The 19,477-nt window shown below is 46.3% G+C and carries 19 protein-coding genes; 6 read left to right on the top strand and 13 right to left on the bottom strand.

From position 1 onward, the window contains the following. Positions 1-105 precede the first annotated feature (105 nt). A complete protein-coding gene (locus tag LFX25_RS11985; RefSeq protein WP_238730448.1) occupies positions 106-1,122 on the bottom strand; it encodes a M23 family metallopeptidase in 1,017 nt (338 codons plus the stop codon). Positions 1,123-1,175: 53 nt separating this feature from the next. Between LFX25_RS11985 and pcnB the strand changes: the two genes are divergently transcribed. Beyond that, complete coding sequence (pcnB, locus tag LFX25_RS11980; RefSeq protein ID WP_238730447.1) at positions 1,176-2,696, top strand: polynucleotide adenylyltransferase PcnB; 1,521 nt, start codon at positions 1,176-1,178, stop codon at positions 2,694-2,696. Positions 2,697-2,864: 168 nt separating this feature from the next. Here the strand turns inward: pcnB and recJ are convergent, their stop codons facing one another. From recJ to LFX25_RS11940, 8 genes are all read right to left on the bottom strand, one after another. Continuing rightward, complete coding sequence (gene recJ, locus LFX25_RS11975; RefSeq protein WP_238730446.1) at positions 2,865-4,790, bottom strand: single-stranded-DNA-specific exonuclease RecJ; 1,926 nt, start codon at positions 4,788-4,790, stop codon at positions 2,865-2,867. 2 nt (positions 4,791-4,792) lie between these two features. Next, entirely contained in the window at positions 4,793-5,113 is a 321-nt protein-coding gene (locus tag LFX25_RS11970) for a bactofilin family protein (protein ID WP_100763885.1), read from the bottom strand. A 34-nt stretch (positions 5,114-5,147) separates the two neighbouring features. Then, positions 5,148-5,723, bottom strand: coding sequence for a DUF1564 domain-containing protein (locus LFX25_RS11965; protein WP_238731586.1), 576 nt, complete (start codon positions 5,721-5,723; stop codon positions 5,148-5,150). Between the two features lie 214 nt (positions 5,724-5,937). Next, on the bottom strand, positions 5,938-6,669 hold the full coding sequence (locus tag LFX25_RS11960) for a glycoside hydrolase family 25 protein (protein ID WP_238730445.1): 732 nt from the start codon (positions 6,667-6,669) through the stop codon (positions 5,938-5,940). A 151-nt stretch (positions 6,670-6,820) separates the two neighbouring features. Further along, entirely contained in the window at positions 6,821-7,987 is a 1,167-nt protein-coding gene (locus LFX25_RS11955; protein WP_238730444.1) for an iron-containing alcohol dehydrogenase, read from the bottom strand. An 83-nt stretch (positions 7,988-8,070) separates the two neighbouring features. After that, positions 8,071-8,394, bottom strand: a complete 324-nt coding sequence (locus LFX25_RS11950) for a flagellar biosynthesis anti-sigma factor FlgM (protein WP_135572243.1) — start codon at positions 8,392-8,394, stop codon at positions 8,071-8,073. Positions 8,395-8,409: 15 nt separating this feature from the next. Then, entirely contained in the window at positions 8,410-9,174 is a 765-nt protein-coding gene (rsmI, locus tag LFX25_RS11945; protein WP_238730443.1) for a 16S rRNA (cytidine(1402)-2'-O)-methyltransferase, read from the bottom strand. Then, positions 9,171-9,911 (bottom strand): LIC11073 family putative lipoprotein, encoded by a 741-nt coding sequence (locus tag LFX25_RS11940; protein ID WP_238730442.1) that lies wholly within the window; start codon positions 9,909-9,911, stop codon positions 9,171-9,173. Before LFX25_RS11940 ends, rsmI begins: the two co-directional genes overlap by 4 nt. Before the next feature lie 122 nt (positions 9,912-10,033). Between LFX25_RS11940 and LFX25_RS11935 the strand changes: the two genes are divergently transcribed. The 3 genes from LFX25_RS11935 to LFX25_RS11925 all read left to right on the top strand — a co-directional run bounded on the left by LFX25_RS11935 (position 10,034) and on the right by LFX25_RS11925 (position 11,676). Beyond that, positions 10,034-10,735, top strand: a complete 702-nt coding sequence (locus LFX25_RS11935; protein WP_238730441.1) for an LIC_20245 family lipoprotein — start codon at positions 10,034-10,036, stop codon at positions 10,733-10,735. A 214-nt stretch (positions 10,736-10,949) separates the two neighbouring features. After that, a complete protein-coding gene (locus LFX25_RS11930) occupies positions 10,950-11,228 on the top strand; it encodes a type II toxin-antitoxin system RelE/ParE family toxin (RefSeq protein ID WP_238730440.1) in 279 nt (92 codons plus the stop codon). Positions 11,229-11,367: 139 nt separating this feature from the next. Further along, the gene (locus LFX25_RS11925) at positions 11,368-11,676 is read left to right on the top strand and encodes a HigA family addiction module antitoxin (RefSeq protein WP_238730439.1); all 309 of its coding nucleotides are present in this window, start codon (positions 11,368-11,370) and stop codon (positions 11,674-11,676) included. 126 nt (positions 11,677-11,802) lie between these two features. Here LFX25_RS11925 and nadE read toward each other — a convergent pair whose 3' ends face one another. After that, complete coding sequence (nadE, locus tag LFX25_RS11920) at positions 11,803-13,737, bottom strand: NAD(+) synthase (RefSeq protein WP_238730438.1); 1,935 nt, start codon at positions 13,735-13,737, stop codon at positions 11,803-11,805. A 173-nt stretch (positions 13,738-13,910) separates the two neighbouring features. Between nadE and pyrE the strand changes: the two genes are divergently transcribed. Then, on the top strand, positions 13,911-14,474 hold the full coding sequence (pyrE, locus tag LFX25_RS11915; RefSeq protein ID WP_238730437.1) for an orotate phosphoribosyltransferase: 564 nt from the start codon (positions 13,911-13,913) through the stop codon (positions 14,472-14,474). Further along, positions 14,467-15,174 (top strand): hypothetical protein, encoded by a 708-nt coding sequence (locus LFX25_RS11910; RefSeq protein ID WP_238730436.1) that lies wholly within the window; start codon positions 14,467-14,469, stop codon positions 15,172-15,174. Before pyrE ends, LFX25_RS11910 begins: the two co-directional genes overlap by 8 nt. 80 nt (positions 15,175-15,254) lie before the next feature. Here LFX25_RS11910 and LFX25_RS11905 read toward each other — a convergent pair whose 3' ends face one another. The 3 genes from LFX25_RS11905 to LFX25_RS11895 form a co-directional block, all read right to left on the bottom strand. Then, positions 15,255-16,202, bottom strand: a complete 948-nt coding sequence (locus tag LFX25_RS11905) for a hypothetical protein (protein ID WP_238730435.1) — start codon at positions 16,200-16,202, stop codon at positions 15,255-15,257. A gap of 73 nt (positions 16,203-16,275) precedes the next feature. Then, on the bottom strand, positions 16,276-18,768 hold the full coding sequence (locus LFX25_RS11900; protein ID WP_238730434.1) for an ABC transporter permease: 2,493 nt from the start codon (positions 18,766-18,768) through the stop codon (positions 16,276-16,278). Positions 18,769-18,773: 5 nt separating this feature from the next. After that, positions 18,774-19,460, bottom strand: coding sequence for an ABC transporter ATP-binding protein (locus LFX25_RS11895; RefSeq protein ID WP_238730433.1), 687 nt, complete (start codon positions 19,458-19,460; stop codon positions 18,774-18,776). Positions 19,461-19,477 lie beyond the last annotated feature (17 nt).

Raw genomic sequence — 19,477 nt, 5'->3', positions numbered from 1 at the left:
ATCGCAGGAATGGATCAACCCATAATCCTTTTTTAAAATAGGCAAAAGCGATTCCGAGAAAGCGAATTCTTTTCGTGAAAAGGAACGAAGAGAAAGAAGTCGAGGTCACTCGATGTTGATGAATTCCGCAGGATCGACGGGAGGATCTTGTCCCATGTGAACTTCGTAATGAACGTGCGGTCCGGTCGCCTTACCGGTGGAACCCACAAGACCGATGAGATCTCCCCGTTTTACGATCTGATTTTTTTCGACGAGAATCTGAGAACAGTGACCGTACACGGTAAAGATTCCGTTTAAGTGATTGATCCGAATGTTCTTTCCTAACCCGCCCGAAGACTGACCGGATTCGACGACGATGCCCGGAGCCGTCGCATAGATCGGAGTTCCTTCGGAGGAAGCGAAGTCCACGCCGGAGTGATGTTCTCCTAAAACAACAAGCCCGAACGGATCGACCCTTCCGCCGAACGTGGATGAAACGAAACCCACTCCGGGTTTTAAAGGACGACCCCTAGGAAGTGCGTAGAGAATGGATTCCCTTTCTTCGAGATAATCGAATGCGTTTTCAAACGCCTGACGAATCCGAAAGAGTTCTATGTTTTGCGCGGCAAAACCTTCGACCGTATTTTTGTAGAGCTCCAGGTTTGTTTCCGAATCCGGGATTTCTTTTTTGAGACGGAACTCGGGGATGACTTCGTATGTCAGAATCCGTTTCCAAGGAACCTCGTCCCAAGCGACGAGATTGAGCTGCTCCGTCTTTCTTTCCAGGCCGCGGATTTCCTTTTTGGCGTCCTGGAGAAGCATATCGTAGTAAAGATATTGACTGACATTCTCATCGCTCTTCTGAAAGAGGTCTTCGTCCGGACGATAGAAGAAGTTCAAGTAAGAAAGAAACACGAACGCCAATACGAGAATCAGACTGGAGAGGATTCCGAGGAACCAAGCCATAAAGACGTTGAGTTCGATACGAATCACGTTCTCATGACTGTGCGGAACGAGCAAAAAGGAGATCTTTTTGGAGCCGGATTCTTTGAACTTTTTGAACCAATTTTTGGATTTGAGAATTCCGACCTGCAAGCGCTCGGAATGAGTCAATTTGAGATCGTACTTTGCAGGGCTTGTCATAGATTTTTACTTGCAGGTAGGGGGATCGAAGGGATTATAGACCCATTCTTTATATGAAATTCCTGTCCAATCTGTTCAAGAAAAAAATAGGATCAGTTGAGGATATTCTCTCTCACCCGGACGGCAAACGCTACTACCGGGATGCCCACCTGATCCGCAAAAACATGATAGATGAGGACGCGGTCAAAATCATCCACAGGCTGAATAAATTCGGCTTCAAGGCTTATATCGTGGGAGGAGGGGTTCGCGACCTTCTTCTCGGAAGAAAGCCGAAAGACTTCGACGTTGTCACTAACGCGACACCGAATCAGATCAAAAAGATCTTTAATAACTGCCGTATCATCGGAAGAAGATTCAAAATCGTGCATATACTTTTCCGCGGAAAAGTGATCGAAGTCAGTACCTTTCGTTCCCTGCCTGACTACAGACTCGGGAAAGCCGTGGAGGATCAAGATTACCTCATCAAGAGAGACAACAAGTTCGGGACGCCACAGGAAGACGCGGCCCGCAGAGACTTTACAATCAATTCCTTATATTATGACGTAAGAAACGATTCTATCATAGACTACGTCGGCGGTTTTGAAGACATTCAGAATAAGGTTTTGCGAGTGATCGGGGATCCCGACATCTCCTTTCGCGAAGATCCGGTAAGAATGCTGCGCGCGGTTAAGTTCGCGGAGATTCTCGGATTGAATATTGAAAAGACGACCGCTAAGGCGATCCGTAAACACAAGATCGAATTGGAAAAAGCTTCCAGCTCGAGAATGCTGGAAGAATACAATAAGATCTTCCGTACTTGGAAAACCTCCCTGATCTTTCAGGGTATGGCCGAACACGGGCTTTTAGAAGTCCTTTTTAAGGAAGCCTTTGAAAAGGAAAGAAAGAAGAATTCCAATTTCGGCGAGAAGTTTCTCGAAACCAATATCGGAAAACGCCTTGCGATCGCGGACAAACTCCTGACCGAACGGGAGGAGATGACTCCTCATATCTTTTATTCTCTGATCTTTTCGGACCTCGCTTCGGAAGCATTACAAAAAGAGAATATGCATCTGGTTCCGGCCATCAAAAACAGTCTGGAACCGATCTTCAAACGTTTGGAAACCCCTAAAAAGGACAAGGATCGTTTGATAAAGATTTTTGCGAGCCAGCAACGATTCTTAAGCACCGAAGACGAAAAATCGTCACAGAATAATTTCTTCCGAATGAAGGATTATTTCTACGATGCGTTTATGGTCTTTAAGATCGGAGCGATCGCTGAAAACGACGAACAATCGATTCAGAGCGCGTTCTTTTGGGAAATTTCCGTTCGTAAAAGACCGATCCCGGTTAAGAAGTTTAGCGGGGGCGGTGGTGGAGGCGGCGGCCAACAGCAAGGAGGCCAGCGCCAAAACAAAAATCGGAATAAAAATTTCCGGAATCGCAATCGAGAAGGCGGCGGTCAAGGTCAACAATCTCAGGGAGAACGCGGGAATCGAAGAGAAGAATCCCCCGGCGGCGGAAACGAAACTTCCAGAAAAGCCGATCTGGATGATTCCATCGGAAACAACTCCGCGAACTTTCCCGGAGAGGATTAAGAAAATTCGGTCCGTCCGAACCCGCGTCGTCGTAGGCGCCGTTCAAAGGGTGGATCGATGGCAGCGCCTGCGTCAGCAGGCGCGTATATTCAAAAAATTGTAAGTGTCGAATTCGCGGACTAAACGATCAAAATCTAAAATTCGAACGCTCGTTTTCGATTCTTAATTCTACGATTCTTGAAAATGACTCACCACAAATTGAAGGGACGTTTTGGACCGAAAGGTGGATTCTTCCAAAGAACCCCAGAGATCCAAGCTTCCCGCTCTGCTTAATAAATCCAAAAAATCCTTTCCGCGGTTCCAGATCAGGCATTGGATCGATTCGGGCGCACCTAAGATTCTAAAACGAACGTGTTTACCGTCCGTCATCGGTTTTGTATGATAGATCTTCGCGTTCTTGATGGAATAAAGAGGAACCGGATTCTCATGACCGAACGGCTCGAAGATAGAAAGTTCCTGAAAGAGTTTTGCGTTCAATTCTTCGGGTTGCAGAGTGACGAGACTTGGAGTTTGATCGAGCGCGGCTTGTTTTTGTTCTTCTTCGAGCCAATGGTCTGCGTTTTCGAAAACGACCTTTGCAAGCTCAGGGATTTTTTCGATTTCCAGGGAAAATCCACCGGCTTCCTTGTGGCCTCCAAATTGAAAAAAAAGCGGTTCCGCTTTTTTCAGAAGATTGAGGACGTTCTCCTTACCGTAGGAACGAATGCTTCCTTTTGCGTGACCGTGATCGGGAGTTATGAAAAGAACCGGGCGTTTGTATTCTTCCACAAGCCTTGTGGCGACAATTCCGGAAACTCCCGGTTCGAAGTCGGGTTCGTAACAGAAAAGGACGGGCTTTTCCGTTCTTTCTTTTTTCCGTTTTAGGAAACCGTCCACCTTGAATAAGTTGCGTTTCGTTCTTTCCCTTCGTTCCTCGTTGAGTTTTTGAAGTTCTTTTGCGCCGATCTGCGCACGCGCCGGATCTTCTTCCAGGAGTAAATTTAATGCGACTTCGGTCCGATTCATTCTTCCCGCGGAATTGATCATCGGGCCGAGTCCCCAGCCCAAGTCCTTGGAAGTCACGTGTTTGTCTGCGAGTTCCATCAATTGAAGGAGTTGAAAAAGCCCCTCTCTGTGGCGTGTTTCTTTGCGATAGAGTCTGAAAAGAATCTTACAGCCTTCGCGGACGATGATCCGGTTTTCTCCGTAGAGAGGCATCATGTCGGAGACCGTTCCGATCGAGGCCAGGTCGAAGTTCTGAAGATATTGTTCGAGGATCGCGGGGTAGTTTAGAAATTCATGATAGAACCATTCTCTTTCGGGGTAAGAGGATTTGAATACGAACGTTTCGTCCATGATCGGAAGATGAAATTTCGATTCCGCTTCCTGTCGATCCCCTTGAAAGAGAAGTTTACCTCGATATATTAGATAACCTGAAAATAGGGAATTTCCGTCGGGAATCCAAACCGCGCGGTTGTATTCTTCCAAAGAAGAATACAGGTAAGCCTGTATAAATTTGAGAGCCAGAACTGAGGTGCAGATTTTTTCGTTCGGATATTGCGAATCCTGCCGTTTCGGGGAAATCAGATAACAATCGGGAATCCGTTCCGGGATTTCGTGGTGGTCGAGGACGATGACCTTGATTCCGAGGGATGCAAGTTCGTCGATTTGAACGTGATTGGTCGTTCCGAAATCGAGAGTGATCAGCAGATCGGGTCGATTCTTTTTTACGAAATCGAGAGCGGCGGGGCATAGTCCGTAGTCTTCTTCGTTCGAAGTTTTCAGAATCAATTCTCCCCTGTGAATCCTTTTTAAAAATCCTCCGAGTAGGCTCGTGGAGGAAACCCCGTCGCAGTCCCGGTCGCCGAAGAGAAGAATCTTTTTTTCCAGGCGAACGAATTCTTTGAGAAGTTCGAGGGCCGGTTCGAGATCGGGAAGTAAAAACGGAGAAGGAAGTTCGCGGAGTCCGTGGTAGAGAAGATGTTCCGGATGGGATTTATCCCGAAGGTGTGTTTCGTAGAATCGATGTTGAAGCGGGCTGAGATGTTGACGGAACCCGGAAGGAACTAAGTCCTTTAAACCCGGGCCGTGTGAAAAAGGGGAAAGTTTTGGCATTCTTACATAGCGCTGTTTCCGCTGAATCTCGCTCCGGATTCGATTTCTAAATCGGGGGTGCGGATGTCGCCGATCACTTTGCCGGTTTTGCGAATGGAGACTTTTTCGTTTGCGGAAACGTTTCCTTTCAGATTTCCTTCGACTTCGAGGGTCCCTGTTTCAATGTCCGCTTCCACTTCGCCGGTGTCGCCTACGACGAGTTTTCCGGTCGTTTCAATCGTTCCTTTAAAGTTGCCCTTGATTTTGAGGGAGTTGCTGAATTTCAGTTTTCCTCGGAAATGAATATCGTCTCCGATGATTGTATCGATATGTTCGTCGCTCATTCTGGCTCCAAGTTTTAGTTTTAGAGAGCCGGTTTCAAATGTTTTTTTGAGGGTTTGTCGGGGAATTGCGGAATTCAGGGTACCATTCCGTATAGTTTAACGCGTAAAAATGGGACGCCGGTTTGCAGCGGAGGCGTCGCGTCACCCGATTGTTGAGTAGATCTAGGGTGAGGATGTAACTGTAATACCGATGGAATGTGGGAACTCCCTCATTCATCGTTCTCTCGATAGAGTCTCCGACCCCCACGGCCTCCAACCACAGAAGATAATGAAAGAGAAAACAACGGGATACCCCATGAGCCTGTGCAAGTGCTCCCAAAAAAGTCCAACTCCCGGTGCTCAACCGAGCATTCACGCGCTTCATCCTTCGCGAACCAGAACTTGGCTGATACAAAGTCCGACCGGCTTTCTTACCGAGACGAGGTATTGCGGAAAGATACTTTCCATATCTCTGTAGCAAATAAGGAATTCGAAGCGGTAATTTTCTGGCTTCTTTTTCTGAGTAACGATTCCAGGTTTCTTCCGGAATCAAAAGTGTGACGGTTTCCGTATGCGATTCTTGCAGCCGTGAGGAAAGTTGAAAATCGGAACTTACCAGTAAATAACCCATACAGTAAGCGGTTCTCAAAAAAACAGAACGGTTCCTAAAACTTGGATTTTTTCTACAGAAACATCCGCCACTCCGAAAAAAGTTTCATCCTAAACATCCTTCAAGGAACGAACGAGTCCCAATTGTATCGAACTTTTGAATGTATCTTTGTCATTCGAACCGGACGATTCAGCTCAATAAAACGGACCGATCCTTTCAATTTAAGGAACGACTCTTACAAAGAAAAAGGTTCGACTAAACTTTTCAAATCTCCTTGGAGAACGTTCAGATCCACAGGACCTTTAATTCCGCGAACCTGTCCCCTGCTATGATACTGCCATAGAATCCATCTTATATCCGAAAACGTATTCGGATGTTTGAATATATCCCGAATCCAAACGGAACGATCCTGAAAGTTCGAGCCGATATAAAGATCGATGAATTCGTATGTAAGATATAAAATCGTCTTCTTACCGTAATGCGAGTCGACCGCTTTCAAAAAATCGGCGATCTCCGCGGAAACATTTTCCACAGGAGGCCTTTCCTTACAATTGCCGACGAACTCCAAATCGACGACGGGAGGCAAAGAATCGACTTCTTTCGGAACGGTTCGAATAAAATTCTCCGCCTGTTCCTTTCCGGATTTGCAGAGGGTGAAAAAATGATACGCACCCGCGGGAAAACCGTTGCGTTTCGCTTCCTTCCAATTGAATGCAAAGGAGCGATCCACAAAATCTCCTCCCTCGGTCGCTTTGATAAATACGAAAGAAATTTCCGATTTCGGAACCGCGCTCCAATCGATTTTTCCCTGATGGTTGGAAACGTCGATTCCACGGATCGGATATCGGGAACGGGAAGGTGAAACGAACCAAATCCAACCCCGATCCAAAAACTCATACAATCCGAAGCCGGCCGTTGAAAAGAATAAAAGCAAGAATGGAATGAAAAAGATTTTTTTGGATTTCATCGCTGTTCTTTTTTTTGTGTGAGATCCTACATTTATGAAGACTCGGAACTAGGCATGCTCGCGCAGTTTCGTATGAGTTCCCACAATTTAAAAAAAACCGGTTTTTCATACGGATGCGCCCTTCAACGAAGCCGCATCCACGCCGGACAACTTAAAATGCGGCGACTAAAATCGTCTCGATCTCGTTCTTAGGAAGTTCTCTCGGAAGAGAATCCAAAAACGGAAACGAAGCCGCAAGATTGGCGATCAACGGAAGATCGATCTTTCTCACCTCGTATTCAGAAAGCCTCTGCGGAATTTTGAGTTCGATAAAAATTTTACGGATTCCCTCCACGGCTTTGATCGCCGCCTCGATCACGGAGATATTCGTGATATCCTCGTCCAAGGCTCTCGCGATCATCACGTATTTACCGGCGGAGGAGGTGAGGTTGTATTCCATGACGTGAGGAAGAAGGATCGACATGGACTGGAAAATATCCAAATTCGTAATATTCGCACTTGCTAATGAAAGAGCGAAACAAAGTCCCAAGGAACTGGAGGACTGAGCGATTCCGGTTAAAAGACTCGCCGCATAGAGACCGTTCTTGTAGTTGATGTTTTTCGGATCGCGGATGGAAGGAATCAGGTTTTTTTGGAGAAGCTCGATCGCCCGAAGCGCGGATGAAATCGTAAGTTCCGTTGAAAACTTGGAAAGAATCGTATCCACCGCGGCAGCCAAAATTCCCACACCGACCTTGGAAATGTCCGTGGAACTCATAAAGGAGGAAATCTTAGGGTCCGCGATGATCAACTCGGGAAATAAAAGTTCGTGGGAGAAGTATTTCGTGATTCTTTCTTCCCCGAGAAGAATCGTTGAAATCGGCGAACATTCCAAACCGAAAACGGGATGAGTGGGAATCAGAATCAACGGAAGAGGTTTTTTCAGTTTCGCCTTCTTGTCGTTTAACATTTCTTCGGCGAAGATGTCGTTCGTTACAAGGAGCGCGATGATTTTCGCCATCGAGATGGATTCGTAGGAACCGTAACCGATGATGCAATCCGCGTTCGCGATCTTGGCAAAGTAGGCGGCCGTATCCAATTCTTCCGGAGTGGGATCTTTCACGATATCGTCGTAAAGAATCACGCCGTCGATATGTTTTTCCAAACTGGTTTTGATGATGGAAAGTTCGTCCATATTCTCCAGCTCTTGTTGTGTGGAGAAGATGACCGTGCGGGAGCCAATATTTTTTACGAAGTTGCCCACTTTGTAGCCGCAGTCTGCTTCAAAGTGGATCTTGGGAGGAAATGTGTAGTTAACCCAATCGGGGAGTATCGGCATCGTCGTCGTCCCCCAGAGTTATCTGGTGAATCGGAATTCTTCTAATTTAAATAGAGGTAAAAATCAGTTTATCCGGAACGTTCTTATTGGCCCAACATGGTTTCTGAGATTCTATCGGCGATCGTATTCAATACGTCCGCGCTCAGATTGTCGTAGTCCCCGTTCTTTAATTTTTCCTTAACTTCTTTGAGTTTAACGGAACGGTCTTGGTCGTCCGGAGTAGAAAGAATTTTGCGTGCTATTGTCTGAACTTCAGCTTGAAGTTTTGCTTCGGATGCTTTTTGTTTCGCGGTATCGGAAATAGAAACGTTGTCAAAAGCTTCTTTTGACTCAGCTTTTCTAACCGGAGTGGTTCTTTTCGGTTCGTATCCGCTTCCACCGATCCCACCGATTTTATCGATAGTCATGATTTGTTACCTCTACTAATTTGTATCGACCGATCCAAGAGAGCCTTTAAGCATTTTTTTCCGATTGGTATTGATTAAAATCACAAATTCGCCCTTATGAGCAAATTCCTTGGGTTTTCCGGATAGAATCGGGGAAAAATGGAGAATTTCCTCGTGAATTTTGGTCATTTCCCGGCCCATCAAATATTCGCAATCGGGGAACACCTCCTGCACCGCCGCGAGCGTATCTCCGATTCTGTGAACGGATTCAAAGATCATAATCAGCCCTTCGAATTCCTTCCACTCGGTAAGTTGATTTCTTTTTTTACCCTTCTTTTCGGATAAGAATCCCAAAAACAAAAACGGGTTTGCCTGCCACCCGGAAATTCCAAGGAGCGCAGTGAGGGCGCTCGCGCCGGGAATCGGAGCGATTTTAAAACCCGCTTCTCGGACGATCCGAATCAGATGAGAACCCGGATCGGAAACGCCCGGAGTTCCCGCGTCCGAAACAAGGGCGAACGTTTTTCCCGCTTTCAATTCTTCTAATATACCTTGATACGGAGTTTCCGATTGATCCCGATATAGAGTGGAAGCGGGTGTTGTGATCGAATAGGATTGAAACAGTCTTCTGGAATGACCCGCGTTTTCGCAGAGAATTCGATCGGTGTTTTTTAAGATGCGAAGGGCTCGAAAAGTTAAGTCTTCCAAGTTTCCGATCGGAGTGGAGACCACATACAATGTTCCCGGTTCGAGAGGAATTTCGGTCGAAGTTTGTTCCGCCGATTCTTCCTCTGAACTCATAGATTACAGCCCGGTGGAGAAGAGCCCGAAGGACAAACGCAACCGGTTTCTTCCGCGCCTGCGACCGTACACGGATTACAGAGAGTTCCCACGGGACAGTTTTGTTTTACCGTCGTCGAACACGCCGCGTTGTTGCATTCGGACGGATTGCAGCTCGAACCGACCGGACAAAGATAAGGACGGGAAGACGCGCACATTCTCACGGGAGTGGAAGGATTCGAAAAAATCCCGCTGTTCATCAGCGCCCGCAACGTGAACGTATAAACCTCGCACTTGATAAACGGAAAAACACCCGGAGGAGGAATTTGATTTAAGATCCGATGTGTTTGCAGTTTTGCGGAACTCGTGGACGCTTCGGAAGCGAGGTGCGGGAAAGAAGGTTGAACCCCGTTTTCCAGATAAACATTTCCACCGGCCAAAGTTTCCGCGACGGAAGGGGCCGCCGTGGTAATGTAGAGATTGTAACCTACAAACTGCGGTTCAGCGTTTGTCACAAAATAACGAATTAAGAATTCCGGTTTATAGCTGTTCGGTTCGGAAACAAAGTCGATATCCTTTGCGACCGTATCGGTGATTCCTTCGTTGACCGCGATGACGCTCAAAAACTGGGGAACTCCAACCGGAGAAATAAAAACGAACGGCGATTGAGCCACGTCCGTATTCGTACCGCAACCGAATGGGATTCCTATAAAAAATAGGATTGGGAGAATCGCTGGACGGAAAATTTTCAGAAACATTTTTATCTTGCGCAGGATTTAATTTCTCAAAAATTAGAGAAGGATTCCGCTCTTCCGGATAGAATTTCCTAGTTCGGCGGTCTTACAATCAAAATTTCCCCGTTTTCTTCGGAGCTGTCGTCATGAGCATTCGTAAACTCGTCCTTTATTCCGGCATCGGCGTCGCACTCATCGCTTTGATTTGGATTCTATTTTCTTCCGATGATCCGAGCGAACGCGAACGAAAAAGCAGAGAAGCGGACAGCGTGGCCCTTCTTTTGGGCGGCGGAGGAAGTTCCTCCGGTTCTTCGTCTTCGGGTTCCTCCGGCGGACGCACCAACGATTCCATCTTTGATTCTTCCTTTTACAAGGCGGGTAAGGGAGAATATATCGAAAATCCCACAGGAGAACAAAAAGAAGCCGATCCGAACGCGGCCGACGCTGATAACCCGCTCAACCCTCAGACCAACAAACCGTACACCAATGAAGAGATGGAACGTTTCAGCCAGTTGCGCGAACGATTTCCGAACAACTCCTTGATTCCCAAAAAATTATCGCCCACGGAAAAGGAAGCGAAGAAGCAGGAAGAAGCTCAGATTGCGGAAGCGGCGCGTAACGTGTATGCGAGAACCGCTTCTCCCGCTCAGATCCGTTCGTATTATACGCACATGGAAAAACAAACCCAGGATCGAATGGACATCATCAATTATCTCGTGGATCTTCAAAAGGGTTCGGGAGAAGAGGAAACCGAAAAGAAGCTCCAGAACATTCAGGATTCGATCAAGAATCAACTCCAGCAAGTGCAACGCGACAAGGAAAACGCGTTTAAACAAGCGGGATTGTAGAACTCAAATTTCCATCCTACGTCGGTTCTATTTTGGGCCGACGTTCCAGTTCGAATTTCTTTTTTCAAAGCGGAAGGTTCGGACGTTCGATTCTTTCTTGGATCGAAGCATACGTCTTAGCGGAAGAATCCAACTTTTCAAAAAAAGAATTCTGCTCGTTCAAAAATATTAAATTAGCTTGACGTTTGTGTTGCTTTACGTAAAGTAAAGATGCGTGATTCAATCCTTTGGAGATAAATCTACCGAAAATCTTCATAACGGATGGGACACAAAGGAATTTCGGGCCATTGAAGAGGTAGCCAGAAGAAAACTCCGTTCGCTCGATTCCGCAAAGATTCTTCAGGATTTGAAAAGTCCTCCAGGAAATCGCCTGGAATCCTTAAAAGGGGATCGAAAAGGAACGTATTCTATTCGGATTAACGATCAGTGGAGAATTTGTTTTCTTTGGAAAGACAACGGTCCGCACGAAGTACAAATCGTCGATTATCATTGATTTACGAAACTTCGATTTTAAAAGCGAAAATTAACAAAAGCGAATATTTGGTTTTTGTAAGATTTAGTCTTACGGAGACAGGAAAGATATTTTTCGGTCTACGAAAAATTAGTAAATAGACCTTTTACGAGTTTTGGCTATGAAAGTAAGAAGAACCTCTTTAAATCCGCATCCCGGCGACGTGCTGAAATACGATTTTTTGGAACCGATGTCCTTATCCGCCTATCGTTTGTCTAAGGATATCGGCATTTCCGAAAGTTTGATTTCTCAGATCATCCATCGTAAAAAATCGATTACTCCGGATACCGCTCTACGACTCGCGAGGTATTTCAAAATGACTCCCGATTTCTGGCTCAATTATCAAATGGCTTACGATTTGGAAGAATTGGAACGTACTCAAAAAGATGAATATAAGAAAATCAAACCCTTGAATCGAAAAGCGATTTAGGTTCGACGGCTTTCATCTCGTTTTTTTTTTATCTAAGAATTTCTTTTTTTCAAAGCGGAAGGTTCGATGCGCTTTCTACGTTAAAAATCCCTGCTAATGCCAATCTCGAGTGGATTCGATCTTGCATTAAATTCCGGATCCGCGTTCTTCCGAAAGGATCGGAAAACGGAAACTCGATTTGGGATCGAGTCCGTAATCGTCCAGATGAAACGATGGCGGTAACCTTTCCCGTTTCCATTGATTTCTGTGAAACAATCCGATGTATTTTTGAACTGCGCCTTCCAAAAAGCCGGGCGCCAGTTTCTGAACCTCGGGATCCCCGCTCAACAATTGAACGATTTCCGAATAACCGGCGCCGCGGACCACAAACAATTCTTCGATCTTTTGCAACAAAGGATACGGCATTAAATCCTTTTCGTCTTCTTGTTTGTCTTCGAGGGGTTTGAGTTCCGCGCTCGGAGGTGACAACACGATTTCCTTTACGGATTCGTATGCGGGAAGAATCGGATCCTTTCCTTCGGCGATAAAGCGCATCCAACGCAGGATGAATTCTTTGCTGACTCCTGTGAGCGGCGCGACCGAACCGGAAGAATCTCCGTCCATGGTGGTATAACCCGCACCGGCCTCGCTTCTGTTTCCTGTGGAAAGAAGAAGATGTCCGTTTAAATTCGCGAGCATCCAGACGATCGGAGAACGAACCCGCGCCTGTATGTTTTGCAAAACGAGATTGTGCTCTTCCCAATTCAGCGAAACTCCGGTGATCTTGGAAATTTTTTCGGAGATGGTTTTTACTTCCGAATCGATCGTAAGATCTCCGTGAATGGAACCCACTTCGTTCGCCAAAGCTTGGGCGAGACTTCTCGTGCGATCCGAATTGTTTTCCGTGGCTTGATACAAGGTATAGAGAAGGGATTCTTCCGAAATTCCTTTCGATGGGAAGAAGTTATCGCCGAGTTCCTGTTTGGCGATCTTTTTCATCGCGGTCACGAGCAAGGCGCAGGCGGAACTGTCGGCTCCGCCCGAAAGTGAAAGGGTATAGCCCTTGGTTTTGGATTGGATTAGATAATCAAAAAGTCCTAATGCAACGGCCCGCGTAAAATCGCGATAGGATTCTTCTTCCTTTGTGATCGGAAGTTCGGGGATCGGTTGGTTGACCTTGGGAATCCGTTTCGGGAATTCGATTCCCAGATAGATTCTGTTTTCTTCGTTCGTTTTTTTTTGGCCGAAACGGTTTCCGGACGGGCGAAAGTTTTTGGCGCGGTCGGCTCTGGACGCGTCAAAGTCGATTTCCGAAGAACAAAGATGAAAATCTCCGAAAAAAAGCCGTTCCGATTCCGCGATCGACTTTCCGTTTTGAACGATCATAGAACCGCCTTCGAAGATCAATCTTCCGGATTCGTTTCCGCAAAGATTGGAAAAAAGATACACGTTAGACTCTCTTCTCGAACTTTCACGGAAGATCTGTCTGCGCGTTCTTTGTTTTCCGAACGCGAAATGCGACGCACCCGGCGAAAGGATCAGATCGGTTCCCGCTTCCGCGAGAGGGATCGAAGGCTTTTGTAAAACCCAGGAATCCTCGCAGATTTCCACACCGAAGGAAAAATGATCGGTTTCAAAAACGAGCGAGCCGAACGGAACCGCGGAACCGTCCGGCGCCACGAAATTCTCCTGTGCTTCTTCCCCTCTTGCGAACCAACGGTTTTCGTAATGAACTCCCGTCGTGGCGAGGTTCGATTTGGGAACGATTCCGGCGACGGCTCCGTTGCAAAGAACGGCCGCGCAGTTGAATAGATACGGATTTTGGAATACGGGAAGTCCGACGACTACGATCTTATTTTCGGTCAAAGGAAGAATTCGAGTCAGAGTGTTCCAGGATTCTTTCCAGATGCGCGGAAAGAAAAAAGAATCCTCGCATCCGTATCCGGAAATGCAAAGCTCGGGGAATAGGATGAGGTCCGAATTCGTTTCGAGCTCGAGAACTTTTTGGATCTTCGCAAAGTTGCCTTCGAAATCGAAGACTCTCGTTTTGAGAGAAACGGACGTAAGCCTGACTGACTGCATGTTTTACAGGATTCAGGCTCGAATCCGTTTTGAAAGTGTTTTTTATTCGGTAAGAAGGATGGAAGCTGCGGCGTTTCGGGCTTTTTAAGAATCGTTTTATCGAAAACGGTTTTCCAGATTCTTTCGGGGAATTTCACTGGTTAAATCAAACCGCACCGGAATTCTACAACAAGATGAAACAAGAACTTTTAGAACTCATTCGTTTGCACGCTTATCGTTATTCGGAAGAGCCCTTTACGCTCGCATCCGGAAAACAATCCAGGCATTATTTCAATTGCAAAGAGATCACTCTCGTTCCGGATCGATTGGAACTCCTCTGCAAGTTCATCGTAGAACAGCACTTAAAGGATTCCGGAATTTTAAAACCGGAAGCCTTCGGCGGTTTGACGATGGGCGCCGATCCGATCTGCTACGGAATCAGTTTAGAATTCAGAAAACAAAAGTTGAACGTTTATCCTTTGATCGTGCGTAAACTTTCCAAGGATCACGGAACGAAAAAACTCGTGGAAGGAGCGGTTCACGCCGTCAAAACCTGCGTCATCGTGGACGATGTGATCACCACCGGCGGCTCCACGATCCAAGCGATCCGTTCCATGCGCGACTCGGGAATCGAAGTGACGCAGGGCATCTGCATCCTCGATCGTCAAGAAGGCGGAATGGAAGCGATTCTCGCGGAAGGAGTTCAGATGTTTCCTATATTCAAAAAAAGTGATTTTGGAAACCTCCAGCATGACTGAATTCGCGTATGATTTTAATAAGTTTCGGAAGAATCTGATTCTTCGTTCCGGCGCGGTGATTCTTTTGTATCTTGCGTTCATCGCGTGGAACTTCCTCAAAGTTCCGGAAGAAAACCGAGAAGACTTCGTGCGGATTTTCGGTCTTCTTTCTTTGGTTCTCGGATTTCTTCTCTATCGGAATTTTTCCAGACAGATCAAGGTGTTGAAGGGCGCGAAGGTGGAACTGACTTCCAACGCGCTCAGACTTTTCAATTCCAAAGGACAAGCTCTCGAAACCAGACTGAAGTCCATCGTTTCGATCGAAAGGGATGTGTTCCGTTCCTACGTTCGTTTTTTGATCGCAACCAAGGAAGATCAAATTCCCGTTTTGAATCTATTGGAGCCGGATCGTTTTCAGGAAGAGTTGGAAAAAAATTCGGGAAAGAAGGTCGTCCTTCAGGAATCCAAGGCAGGTTTTCTGCATCCGAAAACCCTTTTGTATTTTATTCCTTCTTTTGTCGCGTTGGGAGTCGTTTTATATCCTGCGTTCCATATCCGGATCGAATCCTTTTATCTGATCGCAAACGTGAATGCGTTGTTGGTCGCGGTTTATTTTCCGGAAGACAAGGTCAAACTCGTATATTCCGCCAAACGAAGATGGATTTTTCTTTTGGGGGCGCTTTTGATCGCGCAGTGTCTTATCTATTTAAAGGTTCTTTAATATTTAAAAGAAAATTGAAACATGTTCTGAAATTTTTGGAAAAAAATTTCGCGATTCGTTTGCGAATTACGGAAGAATTTCTACAACATTCTCGGTTTGGAGAGGGCGTTCAGCTTTCTTTGAACGAGCCTTCTTAGCTCCGTCATTTCTTCCAGATACGAAGCGAGAACCTTGTCGACGTTGATGTTCTTTTCCATCTTTACAAGATTGTCCCGGATTAGCTTCAGATTTTCACCGTCGGTTACTTTTCCCGATGTGATCAGTTTTTTGACCGTCTCGAACTCGCATTTGCGCAGATGCACGCGCAGCAGAAATTCCACCGAAAATTTAGAAACCATTCTTCCCCAAGGACTGTTCGGATTGAGATTGGCCGCTTGCGCCTGGGCTTCGATTCGATCGGCAGCTCTTTGCGAAGGAACGGGACCGAAAGAATTCGAAAAGGAAGTCTTGGACCTTGAAGGTTCGTCGGCGATATCCTTTCCTTCCGTCGGCGCCACGTCTCCTTTCGCGACGAGAATTTCTTCCATCGCTTGAACGCGAAATTCTTCCTGGAAATCGTTCGGGTTGTTGTTCATCATTCGGATGAACTCTTCGAGCATCACGGCGATGTTGACGATTCTCCCGATCGGAGTGTTGTTCAGTTCCCGGATTTTCGGAAAGAGTTCTCTCGTGATGAGAGAAGGGGATTTCTTTTTGTAATACGTCGCTTCGTAGAGACGTTCGAGTTTTTTCTCGGCGTAGTATTTCAGGTCGTGCAGAATTTTGAGATCGGCGTACGCATACGCGTCCACGCCGGGATCGTTCATCTTGCTCGCTTTTTCTTCCGGCAATACGATCTTGATGATGAAGATGATCTTCGCTTCGCGAAGGGTTTCGAGGATGTTGCGGAGATCGTCGGGCTCCCTCGAAAAAAGGGACATCAGCTCCTTGATGAACGTATCCGAAGTAGGGATTTTATCGTCCTCCTGAAGATTGACTCTTTTGATTTCGGAAGCGATTTCCAGCGATACTTCGCTCAAGGCACTCATAGGTTGAACATCCTACGTGGATTCAGGTTGTAAATCAAGTTGGTTTTCATCGCGAAAGCGGAACGATCATTGTCTATTCCCGGCTGATATGAAATCCGAGTTTTCTCAAAGTATACAAGGGGACGGCGCAGGAAAAAATTCCGAGGATCGGCGATAATACGAGAAAAAAGAGAGGCACCTCCGGAGACACGGTGAACTTCAAGGTCCAACCGAACGCGTTTTTGTTGATTACATACAAGACGACGGGGGAAAGAACGAACGCAAGTAGAATTCCCCAACAAGTGGAAACGACCGTGATAAAAACGCTCTCGGTCAAAAGAATACTTCCGAGTTGTCTTTGATCCGCGCCGAGATATTTCAAAATTCCGAGAGTCGTTTTTTTTGAAATCAGATTGTGAAGCAAAGAAGAGATCAGTGAAATCATAGCGATGATAAACGCGGTGGTTTTGAGGGTTCCTAAAATTCCGAACACCTTATCCACCCCTTCGGTGTAGAGTTCCCGGAGTTCCTTTGAATTTAACAATTTCAGGGAAGAATTTTGTGTAAGAATTTCGGCGATAGAACGTTCCGCTCGTTGGTGGTCCGAGTCCTTCTTTAGAAAAATCTTAATCGAATTGTATCCTTGGATTCCGAAAAATTTTTCGTAGTTTCCGATATCCATCATGATCGTTCCCCGTTCCGAAAAAAAGTGTTCCTTGATTCCGCGGATCAGAAATTCCTTCGGTCCGAGTTTGGTTTCGATCGTGATCCTGTCTCCGACTTGGAAGTTTTGGAGATACGCCATATTCGAGGAAATCAGAAGTTCGTTCTCGTTGACGATCAGACGTTCCGGAGAATGTTCGCGATCGTATGCGGAAAACGTATATGCATGAATCGTAAAGTTCCCTCGGTTCGTTGAAATTCTCGTGTTGACGCAGAAGCCGTCCAACGAAGAAACTTCGGGAATTTTACGGAGTTCGCTTAACAAATAAATCGGAACTCCTCCGTGAATTCCCGCCGCCAAGTTCGCCGTGTTGATGATCGTAAGCTCGGCGGGAAATTCCGCCTCGACCCAGTCGTTCAAGGATCTGCGGTAACTATCGGTGAGGATCGAAAGACAAACGACAAGGGCCGTGGCGAGCATCAGTGTTGCGGAAGTAAGAGTGTTTCGAAAGGGTTGGTTTCTCGTTTCTTCCAAGCCGACCTTCATAAACACAAAAGAACGGTCGGATCGTTCGCTGAGCCGAAAAAAGAACGCGCTAAGAATTTGAAACACCCGGGGAAAACAAAGGGTTACGCCGATCACGATTCCTCCGATTCCCAAAAGACCGGCCCAAGGAAATTTGGAACGAACCGGTAAAAATGCGACGAACGAAAACGTCAGAAGAAGCGAAAGTCCGATCGCAAAAAGACGAGATTCTCGAACGCGAACCGTGCCCGAAGCGGATTCCCGCAAAATCGTAATCGGAGAGATTCTTCCCGCACGGAAAGAAGGAAAGGCCGCGGAGATAAACGAACCCGCGATCCCGATCGTTAAACCGAACATCCAAGTGGAGGAGGGAATCGACTTATACGTTTTGAGATAAGAAAGATCGGCGGAGGCCGCTTCCGGACTGAAAAAATCCAATCTGGAAAATAGAAATCCTAAACCGAGTCCGAGAACGCTTCCCACAACTCCGAGCAACATCGCTTGCGAAACGAAGAGCAAGAACGTGTGACCCGGACTCAGTCCCATCGTCTTTAAGATTCCGAGTTCCTTTTCACGACTGACGTATAAACCGGACATCGTGTTGGAAACCATAAAGAACGCTATGATCAAAGAGATAAAAGAGATCACCAAAAGATTGAGTTGGAACGATCGCAACGCGTTTCCCGATTTTTCGCGGATGTCTTCGACGGTTTCGATTCGAAAGTTCGATCCCAATTTTTGCTCGAGAATTCTTTTTTGTTCCGATCGAAACTCGTTCGGTTGTATGAGAAAAAAACTAACGTTTCCGTTCGTTTCGAAACGTTCCATCGCGGATTCTATGTCTTCCATCAGAACGCTTCCGCCTTCCATATCGAATGGAATCGGATTCTCGAGGGTAAAATTTTGAGAGCCGTTGCGAACGTTCACGCTGCGAGACGAGATATTTTCCGAAAGAGAACGGCTGATCCAAACCTGGGCGAGCGGATTCGTTTCTTCCTTTAAAAGGGAAGAATTCGAATCTCGCCGAAATTCGGGCGTTTCTTTTAAAAAATCCAAACCGATATATACGGCTCGAATCGAATCGTTTAGGATGACTTCTTTTTGAAAACGAGGCGCGATTTTTACGATCCAAGACAGAGAAGGATCGGAAGACAACGTTCGAATGAGAGAAACGGGAAGATTCTGTTCTCCGAGTGCGGAGGAAATCTTGATCTTGTATTCTCCCTGAAAGTATCCCATCGCAAAATCGGAGAGGCTTTTTTCCGCCTTCATTCCGTTCGCGGTCGTCGATATGAAAAGTCCGACTCCAAGGGAAATTCCGGCTAACGCAAAGAAGGCGGCCGTTTTGTGACTGCGAAAGTATTCGAAGAGAAAAAGGATGTAAATCCGAAATGACATCGGTTTCAATCCGTAAGAATTCCGTCCGCCATTTTCAGACGGTATTCTCCGATGGAACCGAGTTTTTGATCGTGGGTGACGATGAACAACGTGAAGCCGTTTTGTTTTTGTAAATCCATAAGAAGACGAATGATCTTCTCCGCGTTCTTCGTATCCAAGTTGCCAGTCGGTTCGTCCGCCAAGATGAGGGAAGGATTTTTGCAAACGGCTCTAGCGATCGCGACTCTTTGTTGTTCTCCTCCGGAAAGTTCGTCGGGTTTGTGGAGTTTTCGTTCGGTCAATCCGACTTTTGCAAGGGCTTCTTCCGCGGTTTTGCGGGCTTGGGCTTTACCGATTCCGGAAATGTATAAAGGAACGGCCACATTCTCCAGAGCGTCTAAATAAGGAAGTAGATGAAAGAATTGGAATATGATTCCCGTATCCTGTCTTCTGTAGCGCGTGAGTTCCCGTTCGTTCATCGAATGAAGAGACTTTCCGTTGACGATGACTTCTCCCTGATCGGGGGTATCGATGCCGGAAAGTATATTCAAAAAAGTTGATTTTCCGGAACCCGAAGGTCCCATCAAAGTGATGACGGAAGAACTGGGTATGTCCAATTCCAATCCTTTGAGAACTTCCGTTTTGAGTTTTCCGCTTTGATAGGACTTGCGAAGATTCGCGATTTTGATTCGTTTCGATTCGGGTGTCGTCATTTTTTGGTGGGAATTCC

Source organism: Leptospira sanjuanensis (assembly GCF_022267325.1).
GTDB lineage: Bacteria > Spirochaetota > Leptospiria > Leptospirales > Leptospiraceae > Leptospira > Leptospira sanjuanensis.
The sequence above is the reverse complement of the archived record's forward strand: the minus strand, read 5'-3'. Positions and strand labels throughout refer to the sequence as shown.